The organism is Candidatus Arsenophonus triatominarum (assembly GCF_001640365.1).
GTDB classification, from domain to species: Bacteria; Pseudomonadota; Gammaproteobacteria; order Enterobacterales; family Enterobacteriaceae; genus Arsenophonus; species Arsenophonus triatominarum.
The window spans coordinates 353,186-375,459 of record NZ_LWMI01000007.1 but is presented as its reverse complement, the minus strand read 5'-3'; the positions used below and the strand labels follow the sequence as shown (position 1 = coordinate 375,459).

The window sequence follows — 22,274 nt, the reverse complement described above, 5'->3', positions numbered from 1 at the left end:
GTGATATGCTTACCTCATAATTTTTATAGGTGCCGAAATGAGTAAAATAATTACTGCTGAATTTAAATGTGAAACCGCCAAATTAGTCCTTGACCAAAATTACACCTACCAGGAAGCCGCGAAAGGCATGAACGTCAGTCTTTCAGCGATTAGCCGGTGGGTAAGAGCCCTTCGTTTAGAACGTCAAGGGAAAACATCGCCTGGTCTGCCATTAACACCTGAACAAATTGAGTTCAGAGAAATGAAGAAAAAAATCCACCGGCTGGAAATGGAGAATGACATCTTAAAAAAGGCTACTGCGCTCTTAATGTCCGACTCACTGAAAAATTTTCGGTAGTTGAAAAGCTAAGAGTGCTTTATCCGGTGAAAACTTTGTGTCGTATTTTTAATGTTCACCGAAGCAGTTATCGCTATTGGTGTCGGCCTAAGGAGCCAGATATTGAGCGGACGATAAAACGTAGCCTAGTCAGCGAAGCGTGGAACGTTAGTGGCGGCTCTGCTGGCGCAAGGACTATCGCCACGATGGTTACCAATACACACAACGTGAAACTTGGGCGGTGGTTAGCGGGTAAGTTGATGAAAGAATTAATCATCGTCAGTTGCCAAGAGCGAAAACATAAATACAACCGCGGTGGAAATGAACGTATTGATATTCCAAATCTGCTCAATAGGCAGTTCGCTGTTACAAAGCCTGACCAGGTTTGGTGCGGCGATGTAACCTATATTTGGACAGGCTCACGATGGGCCTATCTGGCTGTGGTATTGGATTTGTTTGCCCGAAAACCGGTGGGCTGGGCAATGTCATTTGCACCAGACTCAGAATTAACCGCCAAAGCACTACAAATGGCTTGGGAACTACGTGGGCATCCCAAACAGGTGATGTTCCATAGTGATCAGGGAAGTCATTATACCAGTCGTCAGTATAGGCAGGCATTGTGGCGTTATCAGATGACCCAAAGTATCAGTCGCAGAGGGAATTGTTGGGATAATAGTCCGATGGAACGATTCTTCCGTAGTCTGAAGACCGAATGGGTGCCAACGACTGGCTACCAAAGCTTTAGTACTGCTCAGTCAGCCATTATTCGCTACATAACCCACTACTATAGCGATATAAGACCTCACTGGTATAATGGTGGATTAACGCCAAACGAATCAGAGCGACTGTTCCGTGAACAGTCAGGTAGGGTGGCCAATTTTAGTTGACCACTACACACATCAGCAAAAAAGACAACAGTATGAAAAAAAAGATAAATCTGTTGTTTTTATTGATGAAAGTGGTTTTTCACATGACACTCCACGAACTCACGGCTATTCCCCAAAAGGTCACCGTTGTTTTGGCCTGAAAAACTGGGGTGCTAAGGGAAGAACAAATGTTATTGGCGCTTTATTGGGAACAACCCTTTTTGCTATCGGATTATTTGATTGCAATATTAATCGTGATGTTTTTTATGTTTGGATCACAAAAATATTGCTCCCAGAACTTCCTGAAAATTCTGTTATTTTTATGGACAACGCTAGCTTTCACAAAGGTAAGAATATTGAACAGGCAATTATAAACGCAGGACACCAGATAGAATATTTGCCTGTGTATTCACCAGATTTAAATCCTATAGAACATAAATGGTCTCAAGCTAAACGTAAAAAGATGGAAACAGGATGCACTATCGATGACCTGTTTTTAATACATATGCTGTAATCAAAATTAAGTCGCCTAGCTATATGAGTTATACAATTGATTTTCGACGTAAAGTAATATCTGTAAGGAAAGCCGAAGGTTTAACAATTCGAGAAACTGCGAAACAATTCCGTATTGGAAAAGCGTCTTTAGTACGTTGGCTTAAACGACCAGAGCCAAAAAATTCAACGCCACGTAAGAGGAAGCTCGATAAAAATGCTTTAGCAAAAGATGTGGAACAGTATCCAGATGCTTACCAAAAGGAACGGGCAGAGCGATTCGGTGTTTGTAAAAAGACTATTTGGCAATCCCTTAAAAAGCTGGGATTAACCTATAAAAAAAAACTCTATTCCATCCAAAAACCAACGAAAGCGACAGGCTGGCACATCAGCAAAAAAGACAACAGTATGAAAAAAAAGATAAATCTGTTGTTTTTATTGATGAAAGTGGTTTTTCACATGACACTCCACGAACTCACGGCTATTCCCCAAAAGGTCACCGTTGTTTTGGCCTGAAAAACTGGGGTGCTAAGGGAAGAACAAATGTTATTGGCGCTTTATTGGGAACAACCCTTTTTGCTATCGGATTATTTGATTGCAATATTAACCGTGATGTTTTTTATGTTTGGATCACAAAAATATTGCTCCCAGAACTTCCTGAAAATTCTGTTATTTTTATGGACAACGCTAGCTTTCACAAAGGTAAGAATATTGAACAGGCAATTATAAACGCAGGACACCAGATAGAATATTTGCCTGTGTATTCACCAGATTTAAATCCTATAGAACATAAATGGTCTCAAGCTAAACGTAAAAAGATGGAAACAGGATGCACTATCGATGACCTGTTTTTAATACATATGCTGTAATCAAAATTAAGTCGCCTAGCTATACAAACCAATTAACTGTGATGACTATGATTATTTAGAACTCGCTTGTCAGCATAGTCTTCAGTTAACCATAAAACTGGATAATGGAGAGATTATTGAAGGCAAAGCAATTGATCTGCTGTTAAAAAAACAGGTTGAATATCTGGTTGTTGATGTTGCTAGTGAAAAAAAACAACTGCGATTAGATCATATTGTTAGTTTTAGTCATCCTGAAATTGGCGACATCGTTATTGCTCATTCTGGTTCATGAAAGAAACCTTGATTATACCTGCGCAATAATACCCCTTAACTTGAAAAGTAAGGGTTTTTTATCCGTTATCCATTTTACTTTCAATTCAGACAGACCTTGAATAGATTGCCCTGATTGGGTAATAAATACACCAACGGCCGCAATAAGTTCATCATTATAATAAATTAAAGGCGTTCTCTTCCTTAACCAAGGCGCAACACCTAACTCCTGCCAAAGCTTTTTACTCCGTCTGGCGTGCTGACGACCAATAATTTTAATATTTCCTTTTAATCCAAATCGAATAGTAACCTTTTCATTTGGTAACGGCGCACGAAATCCGGTTCCCTTATCTGTGACTATTAGCGTACCTAAATTATCAGGCAATTTAACCGCGGCAGGCAGCTGCCACGCTAAACAAATTTTAGTGAGATCGTTAAATTGTGGCATCAACCAAAGCTGTTGTTTAAAACGCCGAATAACATTGTTGTTAGCTAACATAAATTGCGGCTCTGCATCTGGACGCGCACAGATCACGTCTTGCCAAATTTGTTTTAATTGAACACGTGAAGGCATCAAAATTCGGTGCAAACTCAACCAACGGCGTAATATTGCGTTACGTTTCATTTCAGAATAACTTGCTAAAGTATCAAGCTGCAAGGCTCCTTCCGCCGTTACTAGCTGAGATAAATAATCTTGTAGTAATTCATTGAGTAAAGCTTCTTGTTCTGCACACAAACTGGCGCTTCTGGCCACTGCTTGTGAAAAATGTGGCCAACGCCGGTTAAAATGCGGCATTATAGTTAAACGTAAAAAATTACGATCATAGCGCTGATCTTGATTACTATCATCTTCTATCCAAGAAAGTGCTTTTTTTTCAGCATATACAACCAATTGCTGACGGCTGAATGATAATAGGGGTCTAATTAAATAGGTATCAGCAAACGGAATAGACATTGGCATCGCAGATAAACCTGCTGGCCCACTCCCCCGTTTTAATGCTAATAAAAAAGTTTCTACTTGATCATCTAAATGTTGGGCCGTAACAATAATTTCCTCAGGTAATAGTATTTCACGAAACGCTCTATATCGTGCATCTCGCGCTGCTGCTTCTATCCCTTTTTTAGTTGGGTCGATATAAACATGCTGTGAAGAAAACTCCACCTGCCAGTCGAAACAAACTTTCTGGCAATGGATAGCCCAATCATCAGCTTTATCATTAAGTCCATGATGAATATAAACCGCACGGATATTAAGTTTTAGCACTGTGGTTTGGCGTAATGACACTAAGGCATGTAATAAAACTGTTGAATCTAGTCCACCACTGAAGCCTACCAATATTCGGCGTGTTGAGCCGATGGTTTTTATAATTTGGTTCAGTAATGCAGCCTCATCAACATTCATAATTATTCTAACTACCTCTCTCGTAATTATTTATTGCTCTATTTTCTACTTATTATATTACCAGTATTAATATAATTTATTGTATTAAATAAAATTAATTTAGAAAATAAATTAAGGGATAAATTTTTTAACCATGATATCTGATGATGATCAACAATGAAAAAATTTTAAACATTAAAAAATGGAAATAACCATTAATAGTTATTTCCATTTTTATACCTTAGCTAACGCAAAATTAGCAATAACCACATTCCATTAAACGTTGATAACGACGGTTTCTTAACTCTTCAAGACTAAATAAATCGATATCACTCAAATCATTTAAAATACGCTGTTTAAGATTATGCGCAATTTGTTCATAATTACGATGTGCGCCACCCAACGGCTCTTCAACAATATTATCAATCAGATTAAGTGATTTTAAACGTGAAGCAGTGATCCCCATCGCTTCTGCAGCTAATGGGGCTTTATCCGCATTTTTCCAAAGAATAGAAGCACAACCCTCGGGTGAAATGACAGAATAAGTACTGTACTGCAGCATATTGACTTTATCACCAACGCCAATCGCTAACGCCCCCCCAGAGCCGCCCTCACCAATTACCGTACAGATAATAGGAACAGAGAGCCGGGACATTTCACGTAAATTACGGGCAATCGCTTCGGACTGACCGCGCTCTTCCGCTCCAACACCTGGATAAGCTCCTGGTGTATCGATAAAGGTAATAATCGGTAACTTAAAACGCTCAGCGATTTCCATTAATCGTAAAGCCTTACGGTATCCTTCCGGTGCTGGCATGCCAAAATTACGCCGAATTTTTTCTTTTGTTTCACGTCCTTTCTGATGACCAATAATCATTACTGGACGCCCATCCAATCGAGCCAATCCACCAACAATGGCTTTATCATCAGCATAAGCACGATCACCCGCTAGCTCTTGGAAATGCGTGAATATACGTCCAGTATAATCCAGAGTGTAAGGTCGCATCGGGTGACGAGCAAGTTGTGCTATTTGCCAAGCACCTAAGTCAGAAAAAATTTTGCGTGTTAACTCTAAACTCTTTTCGCGAAGTCTAGCGACCTCTTCATCTAGGTCAATATCTAGCTTGGTATCCTGACGATTTACTGCCGTTAACGAATCTATTTTTGCTTCCAACTCCGCAATCGGCTGTTCAAAATCCAGAAAATTAAGGCTCATAATATTCCTATTTAGTCAAATTCTAATTCTACCTGCTGATTACCTAGCAGAGTTCGCAGCTCAGTCAAAAGATTATCGGTCGGAGTAACCCGCCAAGTGACGCCTAATTTTAATTTAGCGCGAGCGTCTTTCTTCTGATAATAAAGATGAACCGGTATTGTTCCTGAACGATAAGGTTCCAATGTGCTACGAAGACGGTTTAATAATTGGTCATCAATTTGTCTATCTGTCAATGAAATAGCAATACCTCTGGCATATTTCTCACGAGCTTCACTAAGATCCATCAGTTCACGAACAGACATTTTATTACCACCATTGAAATCATCAAAGCTGACCTGACCTGTGGCAATTAATATTTTATCTTTCTCAAGTAGATGCTGATATTTTTCTAACGCATCTGAAAATAACATTATATCCAAGCGTCCAGAGCGATCATCCAAAGTACATATACCTATTCTGTTGCCACGTTTAGTGGTTACTACTTTAGCTGTCAGCGCTAAACCAACCACCGTTGACATCTGTCCCCGAGGCGTTGGATTCACATCCTTTAATCTTAATCCACTAGTATAACGTTCAATTTCAGACAAATAAGCAGTAATAGGATGTCCAGTTAAATAGAGACCCAATGTTTCGCGTTCACCTTCTAATATAAGCTGTTCAGGCCATTTAGCTACACTAGCATAAGATTGTTCAACCTGCTCAGGCGCTTCAGCTAATACGCCAAACATATCAGTTTGTCCAATAGCTTCAGCTTTAGCGTGTTGATCTGCCGCTTTTAAGGCATATTCTAATGAAGACATTAATGCGGCACGGTGCGGACCTAAATGATCAAAAGCACCGGACATAATCAATTTTTCCATCACGCGACGATTAAGCTTTTTAGTATCAACCCGTGCACAAAGATCAAAAATTTCTTTAAAATAACCACCTTTTTGACGTGATTCAATAATAGCTTCTATAGGACCTTCACCAACACCTTTTATGGCGCCAATGCCATAAACAATTTCACCGCTATCATTGACATGAAAATGATATAATCCACTGTTGATATCCGGTGGCAATACTTTCAACTCCATACGCCAACATTCATCAACTAAACCAACCACTTTCTCAGTATTATCCATATCCGCTGTCATAACTGCTGCCATAAACTCAGCCGGATAATGTGTTTTTAACCAAAGGGTCTGGTATGAAACTAATGCATAAGCAGCAGAATGTGATTTATTAAATCCATAACCGGCAAATTTTTCTACCAGGTCAAAGATTTTCATGCCTAACTCACCGTCAATACCATTTTTAACCGCCCCTGCCTCAAAAACTGAGCGCTGTTGTGCCATTTCTTCAGGCTTTTTCTTACCCATCGCCCGACGGAGCATATCTGCTCCCCCTAGCGTATAACCAGCAAGCACCTGAGCAATCTGCATAACTTGTTCTTGATAAAGAATGATACCGTAGGTAGGCTCTAAAACCGGTTGTAATGATTCATGCTGCCATTCAACATCAGGATAAGAGATGGCTTCTCGTCCATGCTTACGATCAATAAAATTATCCACCATCCCTGACTGTAATGGGCCGGGACGAAAAAGTGCAACCAGAGCAATCATATCTTCAAAGCAATCAGGGCGTAATCGCTTAATCAAGTCTTTCATACCCCGAGATTCTAGTTGGAATACCGCTGTCGTTTCGGCCCGTTGCAATAGTTCAAAACATTTTTGATCATCGAGAGGGATGGTCGCGATATCGATGGGCGCTAAATTTTGTTTTGCCCGACGTTGATTAATCATATCTGACGCCCAACTAATAATTGTCAAAGTTCTTAGACCAAGAAAATCAAATTTTACCAGCCCTGCGTATTCAACATCATTTTTATCAAATTGGGTAAGCGGATTTTGCCCTTCAGGATCACAATAAAGGGGGGCAAAATCTGTTATTTTTGTCGGCGCAATGACTACTCCACCCGCATGTTTACCTGCATTACGTGTCACACCTTCAAGTTTGCGCGCCATGTCTATTAATGCTTTAACTTCTTCATCAGCATCATAAATTTCTTGCAATTGTGGCTCTACAATGAATGCCTTTTCAAGCGTCATACCGGGATCCGGCGGAACTAATTTGGCGATACGATCAACAAATCCATACGGATGCCCCAGTACCCGAGCAACATCTCGAATAACCGCTTTTGCAGCCATGGTACCAAAAGTAATAATTTGTGAGACAGCTTCACGACCATACATTTGCGCAACATGTTCAATGACCTGATCGCGTTTTTCCATACAAAAATCAACATCAAAGTCAGGCATGGAAACACGCTCAGGATTAAGAAAACGCTCAAATAGCAGATCAAATTGAAGCGGATCCAAGTCCGTAATTTTTAATGCATAAGCAACTAATGAACCTGCGCCTGATCCTCGTCCCGGGCCTACCGGAATAGCGTTATCTTTTGACCATTGAATAAACTCCATTACGATCAGAAAATAACCAGGAAATCCCATCTGATTAATCACTCGTAACTCGATATCTAAACGTTGATCATATTCAACCCGTCGCTCAGCTCTCTCCTTCTCGTCGGGATAAAGAAATTGTAAACGCTCTTCTAACCCGGCTTTTGCACATTTGATCAGGAAATCTTCCGTTGCCATATCGCCGGTCGGGAATTGTGGCAAAAAATATTCACCTAAACGCATCATTACATTACAGCGCTTAGCAATTTCGATACTATTTTCCAATGCCTCAGGAATGTCGGCAAATAACTCAACCATTTCCTGTTCACTGCGTAAATATTGCTGAGGACTATAATTTTTTGGTCTTTTCGGATCAGCGAGTGTAAAACCATCATGGATCGCGACCCGTATTTCATGTGCAGCAAAATCATCGCTATTAATAAAGCGTACATTATTCGTAGCAACGACTGGCACACCTTTTTGTGCGGCCAATTGGACCGCAGCATGTAAATAACTCTCTTCATCAGGCCGACCAGTTCTGGCAATTTCTAGATAATAGTTATCTGGGAAATGGGTTTGATAAAAATCCAAACATTGTTCAACCAGTTGTTGATTTCCGCGTAATAGAAATTTACCCACATCGCCCATGCAGCCACCAGAGAGTAATAATAGTCCCTCTTTATGAGTTACTAGCCATTCTCGTTTGATAGTTGGTCCGATCGCGCCATAGCCTTTTTGATAGGCTGCGGAAATAAGCAGGGTTAGATTATGGTAACCTTTATTATCCTTAGCCAGGATAGTTAAATGAGCAACTTCATCGCCGAGTAATTCACTTTCTAGATAAAAATCTGCACCAATAATTGGCTTAACTCCGGCAGAATGTGCCGCACCATAAAATTTTATTAAACCATAAAGATTGGTAAAATCGGTTATTGCCAATGCAGGCATACCTAATTCTGCCACTCGATTAACGAGTGGATTAATTTTTGCTAATCCATCAATAATGGAATAGTCACTATGTACGCGTAAGTGTATAAAACGTGGTTCGGCCATTTTCTTAGCTATACTCTTTGCAACTCAGTACTCGGCGAACAGGCGCAAAACTTTTGCGATGAAACTGTGTTGCACCATGCTGAGCCAGTTTTTCTAAATGAAATGCCGTTGGGTAGCCTTTATGTTGAGCAAAACCATATTCCGGATAAAGGATATCTAACTCGCGCATTTCCCTATCTCGGGTCACTTTCGCTAATATTGACGCGGCACTAATTTCCTGCACCAAACTATCACCTTTAATAATCGCCTGAGAAGGTACAGCAAAGCCTGGGCTCTTATTGCCATCGACCAAAACAAAATCAGGCATAGTGGTAAGTGCCGCCACTGCCCTGCGCATGGCTAAAAAAGTTGCCTGCAATATGTTGATTTTATCAATCTCTTCAGGCTCTGCACGCCCAATGCTCCAACACAATGTTCTGTTTTGAATTTCAATATAAAGTGCATTACGCCGCTTTTCGGTTAATTTTTTTGAATCTGCCAATCCTATTATTGGCTGTTTGGGATCTAAAATCACGGCGGCTGTCACTACTGCTCCAACTAAAGGTCCTCGACCAACCTCATCAACACCCGCAATAAATTTTGCTTTAGGATAAATAAAATTATTCATTTCATACTTAGCTCCAAGACAGCCTCTGCCGCTTGTTGATCAGTATGACAACGGATACTTTCATGTAGTTGCAAGAAGGTTTGTTTTAGCTGCTCAACCTTTTTTTCGTCGATTAGTAAAGACTTAAGTGAGCCAGCTAATTGTTCAGGTTGACAATCTTGCTGAATATATTCTTTAACCAGTTCTTCGCCCGCCAATAAATTAGGCAATGAAATAAAAGGGATTTTAACCAAACGTTTAGCTAGCCAATAAGTCACTGATTTTATTCGATATCCAACTACCATCGGACATTTTGCTAACATACATTCTAATGAAGCTGTTCCCGAAGCTAATAAAGTTACGTCGGCTGCGATCATAGCTATCCGCGCTTGGCCATCTAAAATTTTCAGTGGTAAGGTTGGCGAAATCTCACGATAAATCGCTTCAAACTGCTGCCGGCGCTGTTGATTGACGATAGGAACTAAGATTTGCAAATGAGGAAAGTCTTTTAGCAAAATTTGGGCAGCGTGCAAAAAGTCTGCACTTAACATTTCAACTTCAGCCCGACGGCTACCCGGCAAAATGGCCAAACACTTAGCATCATGGGCTATATTTAGTTGTGCTCTGGCAGCCTGTTTATCAGGCTGTAGCGATATGATATCAGCCATCGTATGGCCGATAAAACGGCAGGGAATGTTGTAACGGTCATAAAACCTTTTTTCGAAGGGTAACAAAGCAAGCACCAGGTCGGTCGCCTCCCCTATCTTGAAAACACGATCTTGTCTCCACGCCCAAACAGAAGGACTGACGTAATGAATGGTTTTGACCCCTGTTTGCTTTAATTTTCGCTCAAGGGTAATATTAAAGTCAGGCGCATCTATGCCAACAAATACATCAGGCCGCAACTTAACGAAACGTTTAGTTAGGTCAGCGCGAATTTGTAATAATCGCGCTAGTCGACCCAAAACTTCAACAATCCCCATCACAGCAAGCTCTTCCATTTCATACCAGGCTTCACAGCCCTCAGCTTGCATTAATGAGCCTGCGACACCGACAAAACGCGCATTAGGGACTTGCTGTTTTAGCGCACGAATAAGACCTGCACCAAGTATGTCGCCTGATGTTTCTCCTGCAACGAGACCAATAGTCAAAGGTCGTTGTTGAATTGCAACTTGATGACTATTCGCCAAAGATTTCTCCTATTCAGGTTGCTTGTTAACGAATAATCCCGCGGTTAGATTGCGCTGAATTCTCTAAAAAATCACTCAGTATTTTTATCTGTTGATTATTTTCACCTAGAACGACCAACTCTTGTCTGGCCTCATCTAGCGTTTTACCACATCGGTAAAGGATTTTATACGCATTCCTAATCGCATGTAGTGATTCTTTATCAAAGCCACGGCGTTTTAAACCTTCAATATTCACACCATAAGGAGTCGCATGATTACCTTGCGCAATGACATAAGGCGGAACATCTTGGGCAACACCAGAGCAGCCACCAACCATAACATGAGCACCAATTTGGCAAAATTGATGCACCGCACTCATACCACCAATGATGGCATAATCATCTAGTTTAACATGTCCACCAAGCGTACCGTTATTAGCAATTATACAATAATTGCTTAGCAAACAATCATGGGCTATATGGGTATTTACCATCAATAGATTATCATGACCCATTTTGGTTAAACCTCCGCCTTGTAGGGTACCACGGTGAATAGTACAACTCTCCCTAATGCAATTGCGATCACCAATCTCAACTCGAGTTGGCTCTCCTTGGTATTTTAGATCCTGATTAATTTCACCTATCGCGACAAACTGAAATATCTGGTTATTACAACCAATTTTGGTATTGCCATTGACAACCACATGAGATTTCAGTGTGGTATTTGCACCAATTTCAACCTGAGAACCAATATAGCAAAACGGGCCTATGCGGACATTCGCACCGATAATCGCGCCCTCTTCAATAATAGAAGAGGGATGAATAATCGCTGTTTTATTAATCATATCAGCCCTCATTTTTACGCTTCTTGGCTGCAAGCACACATCATTGTCGCTTCACAAACAACTTTTTCATCCACTTTTGCAATACCCTTAAAACGCGTCAAACCACGCTTAGTTTTAACAAACGTTACCTCAAAAATCATCTGATCACCAGGTTGCACCGGATGTTTAAATCTTGCTTCGTCAATGCCAGCAAAATAATAAAGTTCGCCAGGCTCTAATTTTCCAACACTCTTGAAAGCTAAAATACCAGCCGCCTGAGCCATTGCCTCAAGAATTAATACCCCCGGAAATATTGGTTTACCCGGAAAATGACCTTGAAAAAAAGGTTCATTAAAAGAGACATTTTTTACTGCACGTAAAAATTTACCTTCTTCAAAATCCAATACACGATCAACTAATAAAAAAGGATAACGATGGGGTAACAAACCTAAAATTTCTTCTATATCCAGAGTATGCTTATCACTCATAGAAAAGACTCTTCTTGTTTAAATTTAAAAAATTATATATTAATAATGCGGCCTGCTTTAACCCTCAATAAGGTAATCTGCAGGCCGCAATTAACAAATCTACACAGCAGTATTTAGTTATCTTTACTAAATACCTTACGTTCTAGTGCCTTCATGCGCTTAGCTATTTCATTAATATTCATGACTAAAGCTGCTGTTTTTCGCCAAACCTTATTTGGCTGTAATGGGATGCCAGAAGAGTATATTCCCGGCTCACTAATTGGACGCATTACCATTCCCATTCCGGTTATAGTAACTTTATCACAAATTTCCATATGTCCATTAATCACGCTGGCACCACCAATCATACAATATTGGCCTATTTTCAGGCTACCGGCCATATTAACACCACCCGCAATAGCACTATGATCACCGATAATCACATTGTGAGCAATCTGACATTGGTTATCAATGATAACCCCATTACCAATTATTGTTTTCTCTAGTGCACCGCGGTCAATGGTGGTACAAGCACCAATTTCGACATTATTTCCAATAATAACTGTACCTAATTGAGGTATTTTTATCCATTGGCCTTTTTCATTTGCATAGCCAAAACCATCTGAACCAATAACTGTTCCAGATTGGATAAGACACTGTTCACCTATCTCGACATTATGATAGACAGAAACATTTGCCCATAAACGCGTAGACTGACCGATCTTGACATTTTTACCAATAAAGCAACCTGCGCCAATAATAACCTGATTACCTAATGTCGCCCCTGACTCAATAACGGCATTAGCGCCAATGGCAACATCTTCGCCGAGCTTAACATCTTCCGCAATAACCGCTGAAGGATGGATATTTTGTGCAGGTTTTGGCGTGGTATCCCAAATTTGAGCTAATCGAGCATAGGCAAGATAAGGATCTTTAACCACTAATGCGGCTATTTTACTCTCAGGTAGATCCTCATGCTTTAATACCACAGCAGCAGCTTTGCATTTTGCTAATTGCGTTAGGTAACGGCTATCCGATAAAAAAGTAATTTGCCCTTCCTTCGCTAAATGCATAGGCGCAATAGCGGTAATGGTAATATTACCATCACCATGTAGCTGCGCGTCCAATTGTTGGGCTAAATCAGCTAATCGAATAGAAACCATGTATTATTTAACCTTCTTAATAACCAGATCGGTAATATTTTTCAGGCTAGAACTGTTTTCCGGATAGAGAACCGCATTTACGTCAACAACCACGTCGTAACGCTCTTTCTCTGCAACCGCTTTAGTTGCCGTCTTTATCGTTTGCAATATTTTATTGCGCTCTTCTTGCTGACGACGTTGGTTATCTTGTTCAAATTGCTGTGCTTTTTGAAGAAAATTTTTCCGCTTAGCCTCAAACGCTTGAAGAACTTTTTCATTAGGCTTAGCGGCGCTTTTTTGCAATTTTTCTGCCCGAGCCTGTAAATCTTTTTCCATATTTTGCAACTCATTAGCGCGTCCTTTGAACTCTTTTTCAAGTTGCTTAGTTACCGCTTTACTGGTTGCTATGTTCTGAAAAACTTCACCGACGTTAATAACGGCAACTTTCTCTGCATAAGCACTGGCAGATACAGATAAAATCAAACCTAAACCTGCTGCACACAACAATTTTTTCACACTAAACTCCTTATCGCTTATGACCTGACCACAAGCGAATCGATGAATTGAATTGACGTTTTACCACGTCCTACCAATACTAAACTGAAACTCTTCAGATTTGTCACCTTCATAATATTTTATTGGCTTGGCATAAGAAAAGACCAGCGGACCAAGTGGTGACATCCATTGTAATGCAATCCCTGTCGAAACTCGAATATTGGATGCCTTACCATAGTCAGGCATTTCTGCTCTCCAGTCTGCGCGGGTGTTACTCCAATTCGAATCCCAAACAGTACCTGCATCAATAAAGAAAGAAGTTCTGAGCGAATTAACATACTTTTCATCAATAAACGGGGTTGGCGTAATTAACTCCAAGGACGCTATTGCCATTGCATTGCCGCCAACAGCATCCGTTGAGGGACTACCGGATTTTGGACTTACTACACCATTTTTTTCTTCAAGATAAATTGCTTTAGGGCCGATATTATTGGAACGAAAACCACGTACTGTACCAGCACCACCAGCATAAAAGTTTTCATAAAATGGTAATTCTTTACCACCAAAACCATTACCATAACCTAACTGTGCCCTGCCTAATAATACCCATTTTTTATCCTCATCAATGGGATAATATTGCGATGTATCAAACCGAATCTTATAGTATTGATTATTAGAACCGGGAATGGTGATTTTATTATTTAATGAAGTTTTATTACCCGCTGTCGGGAAAAAACCACGATCTAGGTTATTATAAGTCCAGCCTAACTTAAGGGTAAAATCATTAGCATTATAGCGTGCTTTATCATCAATATTGGGATTTTCGCCCATACTTTGTAAATAACGCCACATTCCGACTTGAGCTTTCATATCAGACAAGGAGTTATGAACAAAACCTGCCCCAATTTGAAACGCATTATTTTCATTAAAAGGAAAACTCAAGGTACTATCAACACCATAAGTTTTATTATTATAGCGTGAAAGATCGGCATCCTTGGCACTAAAATCATTATAGAATAATCGCCCACCCAAGCTGACACCATTAACGGTAAAGTAAGGATCGGTTAATGATAATTCCGCATAAGTCGAATAATCATTCTTACTTGCACTAATACCAACAGCATTACCAGTACCAAGCCAGTTTTCTTGTTGAACACCGACTTGGAAACTGATACCACTTTCAGAACCAAAACCAATGTTGAACTTTATCGAGCCGGTATTACGTTCTTTAACTTTATAGACCACATCAACTTGATCAGGTGTACCAGGTACACGTTGCGTTTCAACGTCGACGGTTTCGAAAAAACCGGTCCGATTTAATCGTTCTTTGCCTAGGTTAACCAAATCATTGCCTAACCAAGCGCCTTCCATCTGACGCATCTCACGACGTAAAACAGAATCTTTACTAACATCATTGCCGACAAAACGGATTTGGCGAACATAGAAACGGCTACCTGCATCAACATTCACATGCAGTTTGACGGTTTTATCTTCATCATTGATTTCAGGTTGGGTAATAACACGGGGATAAGCATAACCATAACGACCCAGGAGATCCTTAATTTTAGTAACTTCAGTACCATTATAAAGCGAAGAAGGTTTGATGGTGGTGATTAATTGGTTGATTTCATCATAATGGCCAGCAGTTTCACCATTTAATTCAACGCCTGATATGGTATATCTATCGCCCTCTGTCACATTGATAGTGACATAAATACCTTTCTTATCAGGTGTGAGACTGACATTGATTGAGTCGATATTAAATTTGGCATAACCTCGTTCGAGATAAAAACTGCGCAGGGTTTCTAAATCACCTGCCAGTTTTTGTTTCTGATATTTTTGATCAGCAATAAAATTCCACCAGGGTACATCATCACGTAATTGAAAACGATTTACCAATTCACCCGTGGTAAATGCTTTATTACCGACGATATTAATCTGTTGGATCTTAGCTGAAACGCCTTCAGAAAAGATTAATTTTAAGTCAACACGATTACGCGGTAGCGGTGTGACTACTGCTTTAACTGTCGCATTATACTTACCAACACTGTAATAAAAATCTTCCAGACCCTTTTCGATATCCGCCAGTTTTGTGCGATCAAGAGCTTCACCAACGCGAATATTGGAAGCCTCAAGATTTTGCTTTAATAAATCGTCTTTAACCGACCTATTACCAGAGAATGTAATGCTTGCAATAGTTGGCCGCTCTTTTACTTGAACTATAAGCGTATTTCCATCACGCAAAACTCTAACATCTTCGAAATTACCCGTTGAAAATAGCACTCGAATAGTACGACCTATATCGTCATTATTAATCGTATCTCCTACCCGAACCGGCATATTCAATAGTGCTGCACCAACGGCGACGCGTTGAAGACCTTCAAAATGAATATCTTGAACTACAAACCCGTCTGAACCGTATGCAGTGGCGCTGCCAAATAGCAGCGATGCTATGAGCAACTTTTTCATCGCCATTGTTGTTATGAGTATTCCTAACTAGTCTCTCTCTTAAAGACGAGAGAAATCATTGAAAAGTGCAAGCCCCATTAATAATATCAATGCAATAGCACCAATACGATAGCTGAAGTCTTGTACACGCTCAGACACTGGCTCTCCTTTAATCTTTTCGATTAGCAAGAAAAGTAAGTGCCCACCATCTAATACAGGCAAAGGAAACAGGTTAATGATCCCTAAATTGACACTAATTAATGCAATAAACATCAGATAATACACTAACCCAGACTCAGCGGAAATGCCTGCTCCTTTTGCAATAGAAACAGGCCCACTAAGATTATTGAGTTTAATATCACCAGTGACCAATTTACCTATCATGCTAACTGTCAACTTCATCAACTGCCAAGCTTTATCAGTTGCCTGGTACAACGCATAAAACGGACCATATTGCTGAGTGATTTTATACTCATCTGCAAGTGGTATTACTGATAATTCAAGCCCGGCAAATCCAACTTGCCGCCCTTTAGCTATCGTTTTTACTTCTGGTGTTAACGTTAATTGCTGCTGTTCACCTTGTCTTTCGATCGTCAATAACAATGGAATATTAGGACTTCGCCGAACAAAATAGGTGAATGGATGCCAAACATCTATTATCTGATCACCCACTTTTACAATTCTGTCTCCTACTTGTAAACCTGATAATGCCGCCGCTGAGCCAGGTTGAATATTACGCACAATGGGATCTTGCCTGGCACTAACTGGCATAATTCCCAAAGATAAAACCGGATCCTGAGTTTCTGGATCAAAATGCCATTCCCTCAAATCAATCACTTTTTTTATCGGCGTTGAATTTCCAATAGGTAAAACCTTCATGCTTAATTCTTCATCACCAATTTTACTAATTAAGGCGAGACGAACTGCGTTCCAGTCAGGGGTTTCGATACCATCTATTGATTTTAGTTCCATACCTGGTGAAATATTTGCTTGGTCAGCAATCGAGTTTGACTGAATATCTTCAATGACTGGGCGCACGGAAGGGATACCAATAATGAAAACTAACCAATAAACAAATATTGCCAATAAAAAATTGGCTATTGGCCCTGCACTAATCACTGCAGCACGTTGTCCTACTGTTTTATTATTAAAAGCAAAGTGGAGACGCTCTGGTGCTACAGCGGCTACTCGCTCATCTAGCATTTTAACATAGCCACCTAACGGGATCAGGGTGATAACAAATTCTGTACCATGACGATCAACTTTACGCCATAAGGCTTTTCCAAAACCAATGGAGAAACGCTCAACATAAATACCACAGCGCCTAGCTACCCAGAAATGGCCAAATTCATGTACGATAATTAGCACACCTAATGCAATAATAAATGCCGCTAAACTCCAAACAAATCCCATGATATACCTTAAAAACTAAAAAAATAACAATGTCAATCCTGCAAAAACAGGTATAGCCGCGGTCAAACTATCGATTCTATCTAATACGCCACCATGTCCTGGAATTAAATGACTACTATCTTTGATGCCAGCCTGACGTTTAAACATACTTTCCGTTAAATCACCAAAAACAGAAATAATTACAACAATAACAGAACAAAGTAGTAAATTCTTGGATATTAACAAAACAGGAACAAATAAACTAAATAGCCAGGCTATAATACCTGCTGTCAGCATTCCACCGAGCATACCTTCCAAGGTTTTACCAGGAGAAACCTTCGCCGCCAATTTATGTTTACCAAATAAATGTCCAAAAAAATAAGCGCCACTATCTGCACTCCAAACTAATAGCATGACATAAAGCACCCACCAAGCACCGATAAAATTGTCAATATGATAATCGACGCTTTTTAACACCAACATGCCACAGTAAAAAGGTAAAATGGTTAAAATACCAAGCAAAATTTTTAATATTACTGACTGAGACCAGAATCGAGCAGAAGTAGGAAAAGTGAAAACCAATATTATCGCAACTAACCACCAAACTAACCCAGCCGATAAAATATAAATAATCAGAGGCTCTGTTGTTAATTGACTGAAATCCTGAAATGACAATTGTAAACCCAATAAACATATACCAAATAAAACAGCACATATAATTCGTTTAATCTGCACTATCCAGCCAATAAATTGGCTCCATTCCCAAGCAGCTAACGAGCAAATAGCAATGATAACATAACCAAACAAGTTAGGAGGTAAGAAAAAAAGTGCCGCGATAACTAATGGAATAAGTATGATAGCTGTAATGATACGAACATTTAAGTTTAGCAAAAGAGTCCCCTATTCTTCATTGATATCATCAGGCTCAGTGTTACCAAAACGTCGTTCACGCTGATTAAAAGCCACAATTGCACTTTTGAAAGCTTCCTCATCAAAATCCGGCCAGAGCACATCGGTAAAATAAAATTCAGCATAAGCAATCTGCCATAAAAGAAAATTACTGATGCGATATTCTCTCCCAGTTCTAATAACTAAATCAACGGTTGGTTGATCATGTAGACTAATAAATTCATTTACCGTATCTTCGTTAATATTTTCTGGTAATAATGAACCCGCTTTAATTTTTTCTGCAATAAGTCCCATTGCATGGGTAATATCCCAACGACCACCATAATTAGCGGCAATATTGAGTTGTAATCCGGTATTATTTGCGGTTAAGTCAACCGCGTGTTTGATACGATTTTGTAATTTAGTTTTAAATCGGCTGATATCGCCAATAATCGTTAATTTAACATTATGAATATTTAAATTTTTAACTTCATCATCCAGAAACCAAGTAAAAAGTTCCATCAGAGCACTAACCTCAGTTTCTGGTCGATTCCAATTTTCACTACTAAACGCATAGAGCGTTAAAGACTGAATCTCATTTTCAACAGCAAATTTAACCGCTTTTTGCACCGCCTCTGTTCCTGCTCGATGCCCTTTAATTCTTAACTTTCCATGTTGCTTCGCCCAGCGTCCATTACCATCCATAATAATAGCAACATGCCTCGGAATTCGTTGCTGTGAGCTATCATTATCATACATAAGTTTCATGCCAAAAAAGTTCCTTTACTATAAGCTAACATAACTATTGCGCTTAATTATTTTGGATAATAAAATAAGATGAATCAAAAAATTCTCATATTTACTAATAAATTAATAGTTAGCTCTTTATTCATTTTTGATATCCTTAAACCCATTATAATTTTATAAAAATTTAATCTGAGATAAATGTAGAAACATTTGAGCAGCTAAAATTCTTTATTAACTAAGATATTGCTAATGTTTCAATATAATTAATTGCCATTTGACGCGCTTCACTATCAATTGCTAACACTGCATCAATGCTATCAGGTTCGGCCAAACTTAACCTTTCTACTGTATCCAAATTAACTTGCGCAATATCAGTAAATCGAAGCTTTCCGGCCAAAAATGCAGCAACAGAAACTTCATTCGCAGCATTTAAAATTGTGGTTGCTGCTTGCCCATGATGACAAACATCAATCGCTAATTTCAAACAGGGGTAACGTTGGTAATCTGGAGCAATAAAAGTTAATGAAGATAATTGTTTAAAATCAAGTGCCGCTGCACCTGAAGGGATACGATCTGGATAAGCCATACTATAAGAAATCGGTGTTCTCATATCAGGCGTACCTAATTGAGCGATCACACTTCCATCCTGATAGCGTACCATTGAATGAATAACAGATTGTGGATGAATAATAACTTCAATTTGCTCGGCTGAAGCATTAAAAAAATACCGCGCTTCAATATACTCAAGCCCTTTATTCATCATCGTTGCCGAATCAACCGAGATCTTACGCCCCATAGACCAATTAGGGTGATTGCAAGCCTCATTAGACGTCATGTTCTTAAGAGAAGCGAGCGGAATTTCACGAAAAGGGCCACCCGAACCAGTTAATACTATGCGCGTTATTCCGTGTTTTTCAAGATTAGCAAAACCTAAATTACGCTGAATTTCAATCGGTAAACTTTGAAATATCGCATTATGTTCACTATCAATAGGCAGTACCTGAGCACCATATTTTTTAATTGCGTCGAAAAACAGTTGCCCACTAGTAATTAATGATTCTTTATTGGCTAATAAAATACGCTTACCTTGACGGATCGCAGCTAATGTTGGCATTAATCCAGCAATTCCGGTAATTGCGGACATCACTTGATCAACATTATCAAGTGCCGCTAGTTCACAAACTCCCTTTTGGCCTACTAAGACTTCAGTTTTACATCCTTGTTTATTTAGTATGCTTCTTAGATTATTGGCTGATTTTTCGTCTGACATAGCAGCATATTGTGGCTGGAATTCTAAGCATTGCTGAACCATAGTAGCCACGTTTTTATGTGCAACTAATGCGATAATTTCAAATTTCGCTGGATTTTTTTTGACTACTGATAGTGTCGTTTTACCAATTGAACCCGTCGAGCCTAAAATTGTCAGACGTATCATTGTGATATATATGCTCTACTATTTTAATTAAAAAGAATTATTCTTAACTCAGCCATATAGCATAACATAAAATGGCGCAATAAATTTAAAGATATATAATAAAGCCATACTTACTTTTATATAGCTTATGGCTTTATTATAAAAATGTTTAAAATTCCATCAATTCTTTTTCTTTTTGTTCCAGAGCTTCATCAACTTTTTTGATAAAATTATCGGTCAATTTCTGGATTTCATCTTGTGCTCGACGTTCATCATCCTCACTAATTTCTTTATCTTTTAGTAATGCCTTGATTTTATCATTCGCATCACGTCGTGCATTACGAACAGATACACGTCCCTGCTCAGCATCATTACGAACAACTTTAATCAAATCCTTACGTCGTTCTTCCGTCAACGGTGGTAAAGGCACCCGTATTATGGTTCCTGCTGAAGAAGGATTAAGACCCAAATCTGATGCCATAATGGCTTTTTCCACTGCTGGTGCTAACGTACGATCAAACACAGTAATGGCGAGTGTACGTGAATCCTCAGCGGTAATATTCGCTAACTGACGTAACGGCGTTGCAGCACCATAATATTCAACCATGATACCATCCAATAAACTTGGCGATGCACGGCCGGTACGAACTTTATTAATTTGACTTTTCAATGCTTCGACGCTTTTTTCCATACGCTCTTGAGCATCTTTTTTGATTTCATTAATCACATTTAAACCCTTAGCAACTGGTTATAAATATTTAGGCTATACCGATAACCCAATTCAATTATTTTAACGATACTGATAACATCATACCGGCAAAAATCATCCGTGTCTCTAAGGAGATTAATCACACGAGATTGACGTGCCTTCATTTTCACCCATCACAATTCGACGTAACGCACCGGGTTTATTCATGTTAAAAACGCGAATAGGTAAATTATGATCACGAGCCAGCGTAAATGCCGCCAAATCCATCACTTTTAATTGGCGTTCTAATACGTCCTGATACGTTAATTTATTATAAAAAACCGCATCTGAACGCTTCGATGGATCAGCAGAATAGACGCCATCAACTTTGGTTGCTTTTAAAACAACATCCGCTTCAATTTCTATCCCTCGTAAACAAGCCGCTGAATCTGTTGTAAAGAAAGGATTTCCCGTTCCTGCCGAGAAAATAACAACTCTGCCATTACGAAGCAAACTAATCGCCTCAGCCCAACTATAATTGTCACACACTCCATTTAATGGTATTGCAGACATGAGCCTGGCATTAACATATGCACGATGTAGAGCATCACGCATGGCTAATCCATTCATTACTGTCGCTAGCATTCCCATATGATCACCAACTACACGATTCATCCCAGCATCAGCTAGCCCTGCACCACGAAATAAGTTACCACCACCAATAACGACACCAACTTGTATCGCTAACTCTACCAGTTCCTTAATTTCTTGTGCCATACGATCTAAAACGCTCGCATCAATACCAAAACCTTCTGAACCTTGTAGAGCTTCGCCACTAAGCTTAAGCAAGATACGTTGATATACTGGTTTTGCATTAGTTGCCATGGTGTTTCGTCCTGAGCAGATAAATTATTGAATGTTTAAAATTCTTAGTTCAAAGTCTGAATGTAAAATACTTGATTAATTACTTTAGAAAAAGATAATTTAGTCTAAATACTAACCCTAATCCGTTGAATTAAGCATATGCTGAATTAAATAATTTAGTGGCATATTTACACATAAATTATCATTGATAATGTATTATCAGACAGATAAAAAATAAATTATCGATATTAGATAAAACAGAACCGCC

General features: G+C 39.3%; 20 protein-coding genes and 1 pseudogene. 5 read left to right on the top strand and 16 right to left on the bottom strand.

Annotation, left to right across the window (positions count from 1 at the left end; genetic code table 11):
* Positions 1 to 37: 37 nt before the first annotated feature.
* From AYJ55_RS07085 to rof, 5 genes and pseudogenes are all read left to right on the top strand, one after another.
* A protein-coding gene (locus AYJ55_RS07085; protein ID WP_162505265.1) for an IS3 family transposase occupies positions 38 to 1,203 on the top strand; the annotation gives its coding sequence in 2 pieces (ribosomal slippage) (positions 38 to 293 and positions 293 to 1,203; 1,167 coding nt in all).
* Entirely contained in the window at positions 1,169 to 1,696 is a 528-nt protein-coding gene (locus AYJ55_RS07080; RefSeq protein ID WP_063655110.1) for an IS630 family transposase, read from the top strand. The genes AYJ55_RS07085 and AYJ55_RS07080 overlap by 35 nt, the downstream gene beginning before the upstream one ends.
* Positions 1,697 to 1,719: 23 nt before the next feature.
* Positions 1,720 to 2,037: pseudogene (locus AYJ55_RS32770) on the top strand (IS630 transposase-related protein); the annotation flags it as partial.
* A gap of 17 nt (positions 2,038 to 2,054) precedes the next feature.
* A complete protein-coding gene (locus AYJ55_RS25290) occupies positions 2,055 to 2,543 on the top strand; it encodes an IS630 family transposase (RefSeq protein WP_063653499.1) in 489 nt (162 codons plus the stop codon).
* Between the two features lie 31 nt (positions 2,544 to 2,574).
* On the top strand, positions 2,575 to 2,814 hold the full coding sequence (gene rof, locus AYJ55_RS25285; protein ID WP_074167966.1) for a Rho-binding antiterminator: 240 nt from the start codon (positions 2,575 to 2,577) through the stop codon (positions 2,812 to 2,814).
* Positions 2,815 to 2,826: 12 nt separating this feature from the next.
* Here the strand turns inward: rof and tilS are convergent, their stop codons facing one another.
* From tilS to pyrH, 16 genes are all read right to left on the bottom strand, one after another.
* The gene (gene tilS / locus AYJ55_RS07070) at positions 2,827 to 4,194 is read right to left on the bottom strand and encodes a tRNA lysidine(34) synthetase TilS (RefSeq protein WP_063655108.1); all 1,368 of its coding nucleotides are present in this window, start codon (positions 4,192 to 4,194) and stop codon (positions 2,827 to 2,829) included.
* Positions 4,195 to 4,429: 235 nt separating this feature from the next.
* The gene (gene accA, locus AYJ55_RS07065; protein WP_063655106.1) at positions 4,430 to 5,389 is read right to left on the bottom strand and encodes an acetyl-CoA carboxylase carboxyl transferase subunit alpha; all 960 of its coding nucleotides are present in this window, start codon (positions 5,387 to 5,389) and stop codon (positions 4,430 to 4,432) included.
* Between the two features lie 11 nt (positions 5,390 to 5,400).
* Positions 5,401 to 8,883: a DNA polymerase III subunit alpha gene (gene dnaE / locus AYJ55_RS07060; protein ID WP_063655104.1), complete on the bottom strand. Its 3,483-nt coding sequence runs from the start codon at positions 8,881 to 8,883 to the stop codon at positions 5,401 to 5,403.
* A gap of 4 nt (positions 8,884 to 8,887) precedes the next feature.
* Entirely contained in the window at positions 8,888 to 9,490 is a 603-nt protein-coding gene (gene rnhB / locus AYJ55_RS07055; RefSeq protein ID WP_063655102.1) for a ribonuclease HII, read from the bottom strand.
* Positions 9,487 to 10,635 (bottom strand): lipid-A-disaccharide synthase, encoded by a 1,149-nt coding sequence (lpxB, locus tag AYJ55_RS07050; RefSeq protein WP_063655160.1) that lies wholly within the window; start codon positions 10,633 to 10,635, stop codon positions 9,487 to 9,489. The genes rnhB and lpxB overlap by 4 nt, the downstream gene beginning before the upstream one ends.
* Before the next feature lie 49 nt (positions 10,636 to 10,684).
* Complete coding sequence (gene lpxA, locus AYJ55_RS07045; protein WP_063655158.1) at positions 10,685 to 11,482, bottom strand: acyl-ACP--UDP-N-acetylglucosamine O-acyltransferase; 798 nt, start codon at positions 11,480 to 11,482, stop codon at positions 10,685 to 10,687.
* A 14-nt stretch (positions 11,483 to 11,496) separates the two neighbouring features.
* Positions 11,497 to 11,949, bottom strand: a complete 453-nt coding sequence (fabZ, locus tag AYJ55_RS07040; protein WP_063655100.1) for a 3-hydroxyacyl-ACP dehydratase FabZ — start codon at positions 11,947 to 11,949, stop codon at positions 11,497 to 11,499.
* Between the two features lie 113 nt (positions 11,950 to 12,062).
* A complete protein-coding gene (gene lpxD, locus AYJ55_RS07035; protein ID WP_063655098.1) occupies positions 12,063 to 13,091 on the bottom strand; it encodes a UDP-3-O-(3-hydroxymyristoyl)glucosamine N-acyltransferase in 1,029 nt (342 codons plus the stop codon).
* Positions 13,092 to 13,094: 3 nt separating this feature from the next.
* Entirely contained in the window at positions 13,095 to 13,586 is a 492-nt protein-coding gene (locus tag AYJ55_RS07030) for an OmpH family outer membrane protein (RefSeq protein ID WP_063655096.1), read from the bottom strand.
* A 60-nt stretch (positions 13,587 to 13,646) separates the two neighbouring features.
* Complete coding sequence (gene bamA / locus AYJ55_RS07025; protein ID WP_063655094.1) at positions 13,647 to 16,040, bottom strand: outer membrane protein assembly factor BamA; 2,394 nt, start codon at positions 16,038 to 16,040, stop codon at positions 13,647 to 13,649.
* A gap of 33 nt (positions 16,041 to 16,073) precedes the next feature.
* Positions 16,074 to 17,429: a sigma E protease regulator RseP gene (gene rseP / locus AYJ55_RS07020; RefSeq protein WP_187153193.1), complete on the bottom strand. Its 1,356-nt coding sequence runs from the start codon at positions 17,427 to 17,429 to the stop codon at positions 16,074 to 16,076.
* A gap of 12 nt (positions 17,430 to 17,441) precedes the next feature.
* Positions 17,442 to 18,296: a phosphatidate cytidylyltransferase gene (cdsA, locus tag AYJ55_RS07015; protein WP_063655090.1), complete on the bottom strand. Its 855-nt coding sequence runs from the start codon at positions 18,294 to 18,296 to the stop codon at positions 17,442 to 17,444.
* A gap of 9 nt (positions 18,297 to 18,305) precedes the next feature.
* A complete protein-coding gene (gene uppS / locus AYJ55_RS07010) occupies positions 18,306 to 19,052 on the bottom strand; it encodes a polyprenyl diphosphate synthase (RefSeq protein WP_425393779.1) in 747 nt (248 codons plus the stop codon).
* A 223-nt stretch (positions 19,053 to 19,275) separates the two neighbouring features.
* Positions 19,276 to 20,475, bottom strand: coding sequence for a 1-deoxy-D-xylulose-5-phosphate reductoisomerase (gene ispC, locus AYJ55_RS07005; RefSeq protein WP_063655088.1), 1,200 nt, complete (start codon positions 20,473 to 20,475; stop codon positions 19,276 to 19,278).
* A 148-nt stretch (positions 20,476 to 20,623) separates the two neighbouring features.
* On the bottom strand, positions 20,624 to 21,181 hold the full coding sequence (gene frr, locus AYJ55_RS07000; RefSeq protein WP_032115724.1) for a ribosome recycling factor: 558 nt from the start codon (positions 21,179 to 21,181) through the stop codon (positions 20,624 to 20,626).
* A gap of 117 nt (positions 21,182 to 21,298) precedes the next feature.
* Complete coding sequence (pyrH, locus tag AYJ55_RS06995) at positions 21,299 to 22,027, bottom strand: UMP kinase (RefSeq protein WP_063655086.1); 729 nt, start codon at positions 22,025 to 22,027, stop codon at positions 21,299 to 21,301.
* Positions 22,028 to 22,274: the final 247 nt, after the last annotated feature.

What these genes read in the sequence shown, in the direction of transcription:
- tilS (WP_063655108.1), bottom strand. Translation starts at nt 4,194, where the DNA reads ATGAATGTTGATGAGGCTGCATTACTGAACCAAATTATAAAAACCATC.
- accA (WP_063655106.1), bottom strand. Translation starts at nt 5,389, where the DNA reads ATGAGCCTTAATTTTCTGGATTTTGAACAGCCGATTGCGGAGTTGGAA.
- dnaE (WP_063655104.1), bottom strand. Translation starts at nt 8,883, where the DNA reads ATGGCCGAACCACGTTTTATACACTTACGCGTACATAGTGACTATTCC.
- rnhB (WP_063655102.1), bottom strand. Translation starts at nt 9,490, where the DNA reads ATGAATAATTTTATTTATCCTAAAGCAAAATTTATTGCGGGTGTTGAT.
- lpxA (WP_063655158.1), bottom strand. Translation starts at nt 11,482, where the DNA reads ATGATTAATAAAACAGCGATTATTCATCCCTCTTCTATTATTGAAGAG.
- fabZ (WP_063655100.1), bottom strand. Translation starts at nt 11,949, where the DNA reads ATGAGTGATAAGCATACTCTGGATATAGAAGAAATTTTAGGTTTGTTA.
- lpxD (WP_063655098.1), bottom strand. Translation starts at nt 13,091, where the DNA reads ATGGTTTCTATTCGATTAGCTGATTTAGCCCAACAATTGGACGCGCAG.
- bamA (WP_063655094.1), bottom strand. Translation starts at nt 16,040, where the DNA reads ATGGCGATGAAAAAGTTGCTCATAGCATCGCTGCTATTTGGCAGCGCC.
- uppS (WP_425393779.1), bottom strand. Translation starts at nt 19,052, where the DNA reads ATGTATGATAATGATAGCTCACAGCAACGAATTCCGAGGCATGTTGCT.
- ispC (WP_063655088.1), bottom strand. Translation starts at nt 20,475, where the DNA reads ATGATACGTCTGACAATTTTAGGCTCGACGGGTTCAATTGGTAAAACG.
- pyrH (WP_063655086.1), bottom strand. Translation starts at nt 22,027, where the DNA reads ATGGCAACTAATGCAAAACCAGTATATCAACGTATCTTGCTTAAGCTT.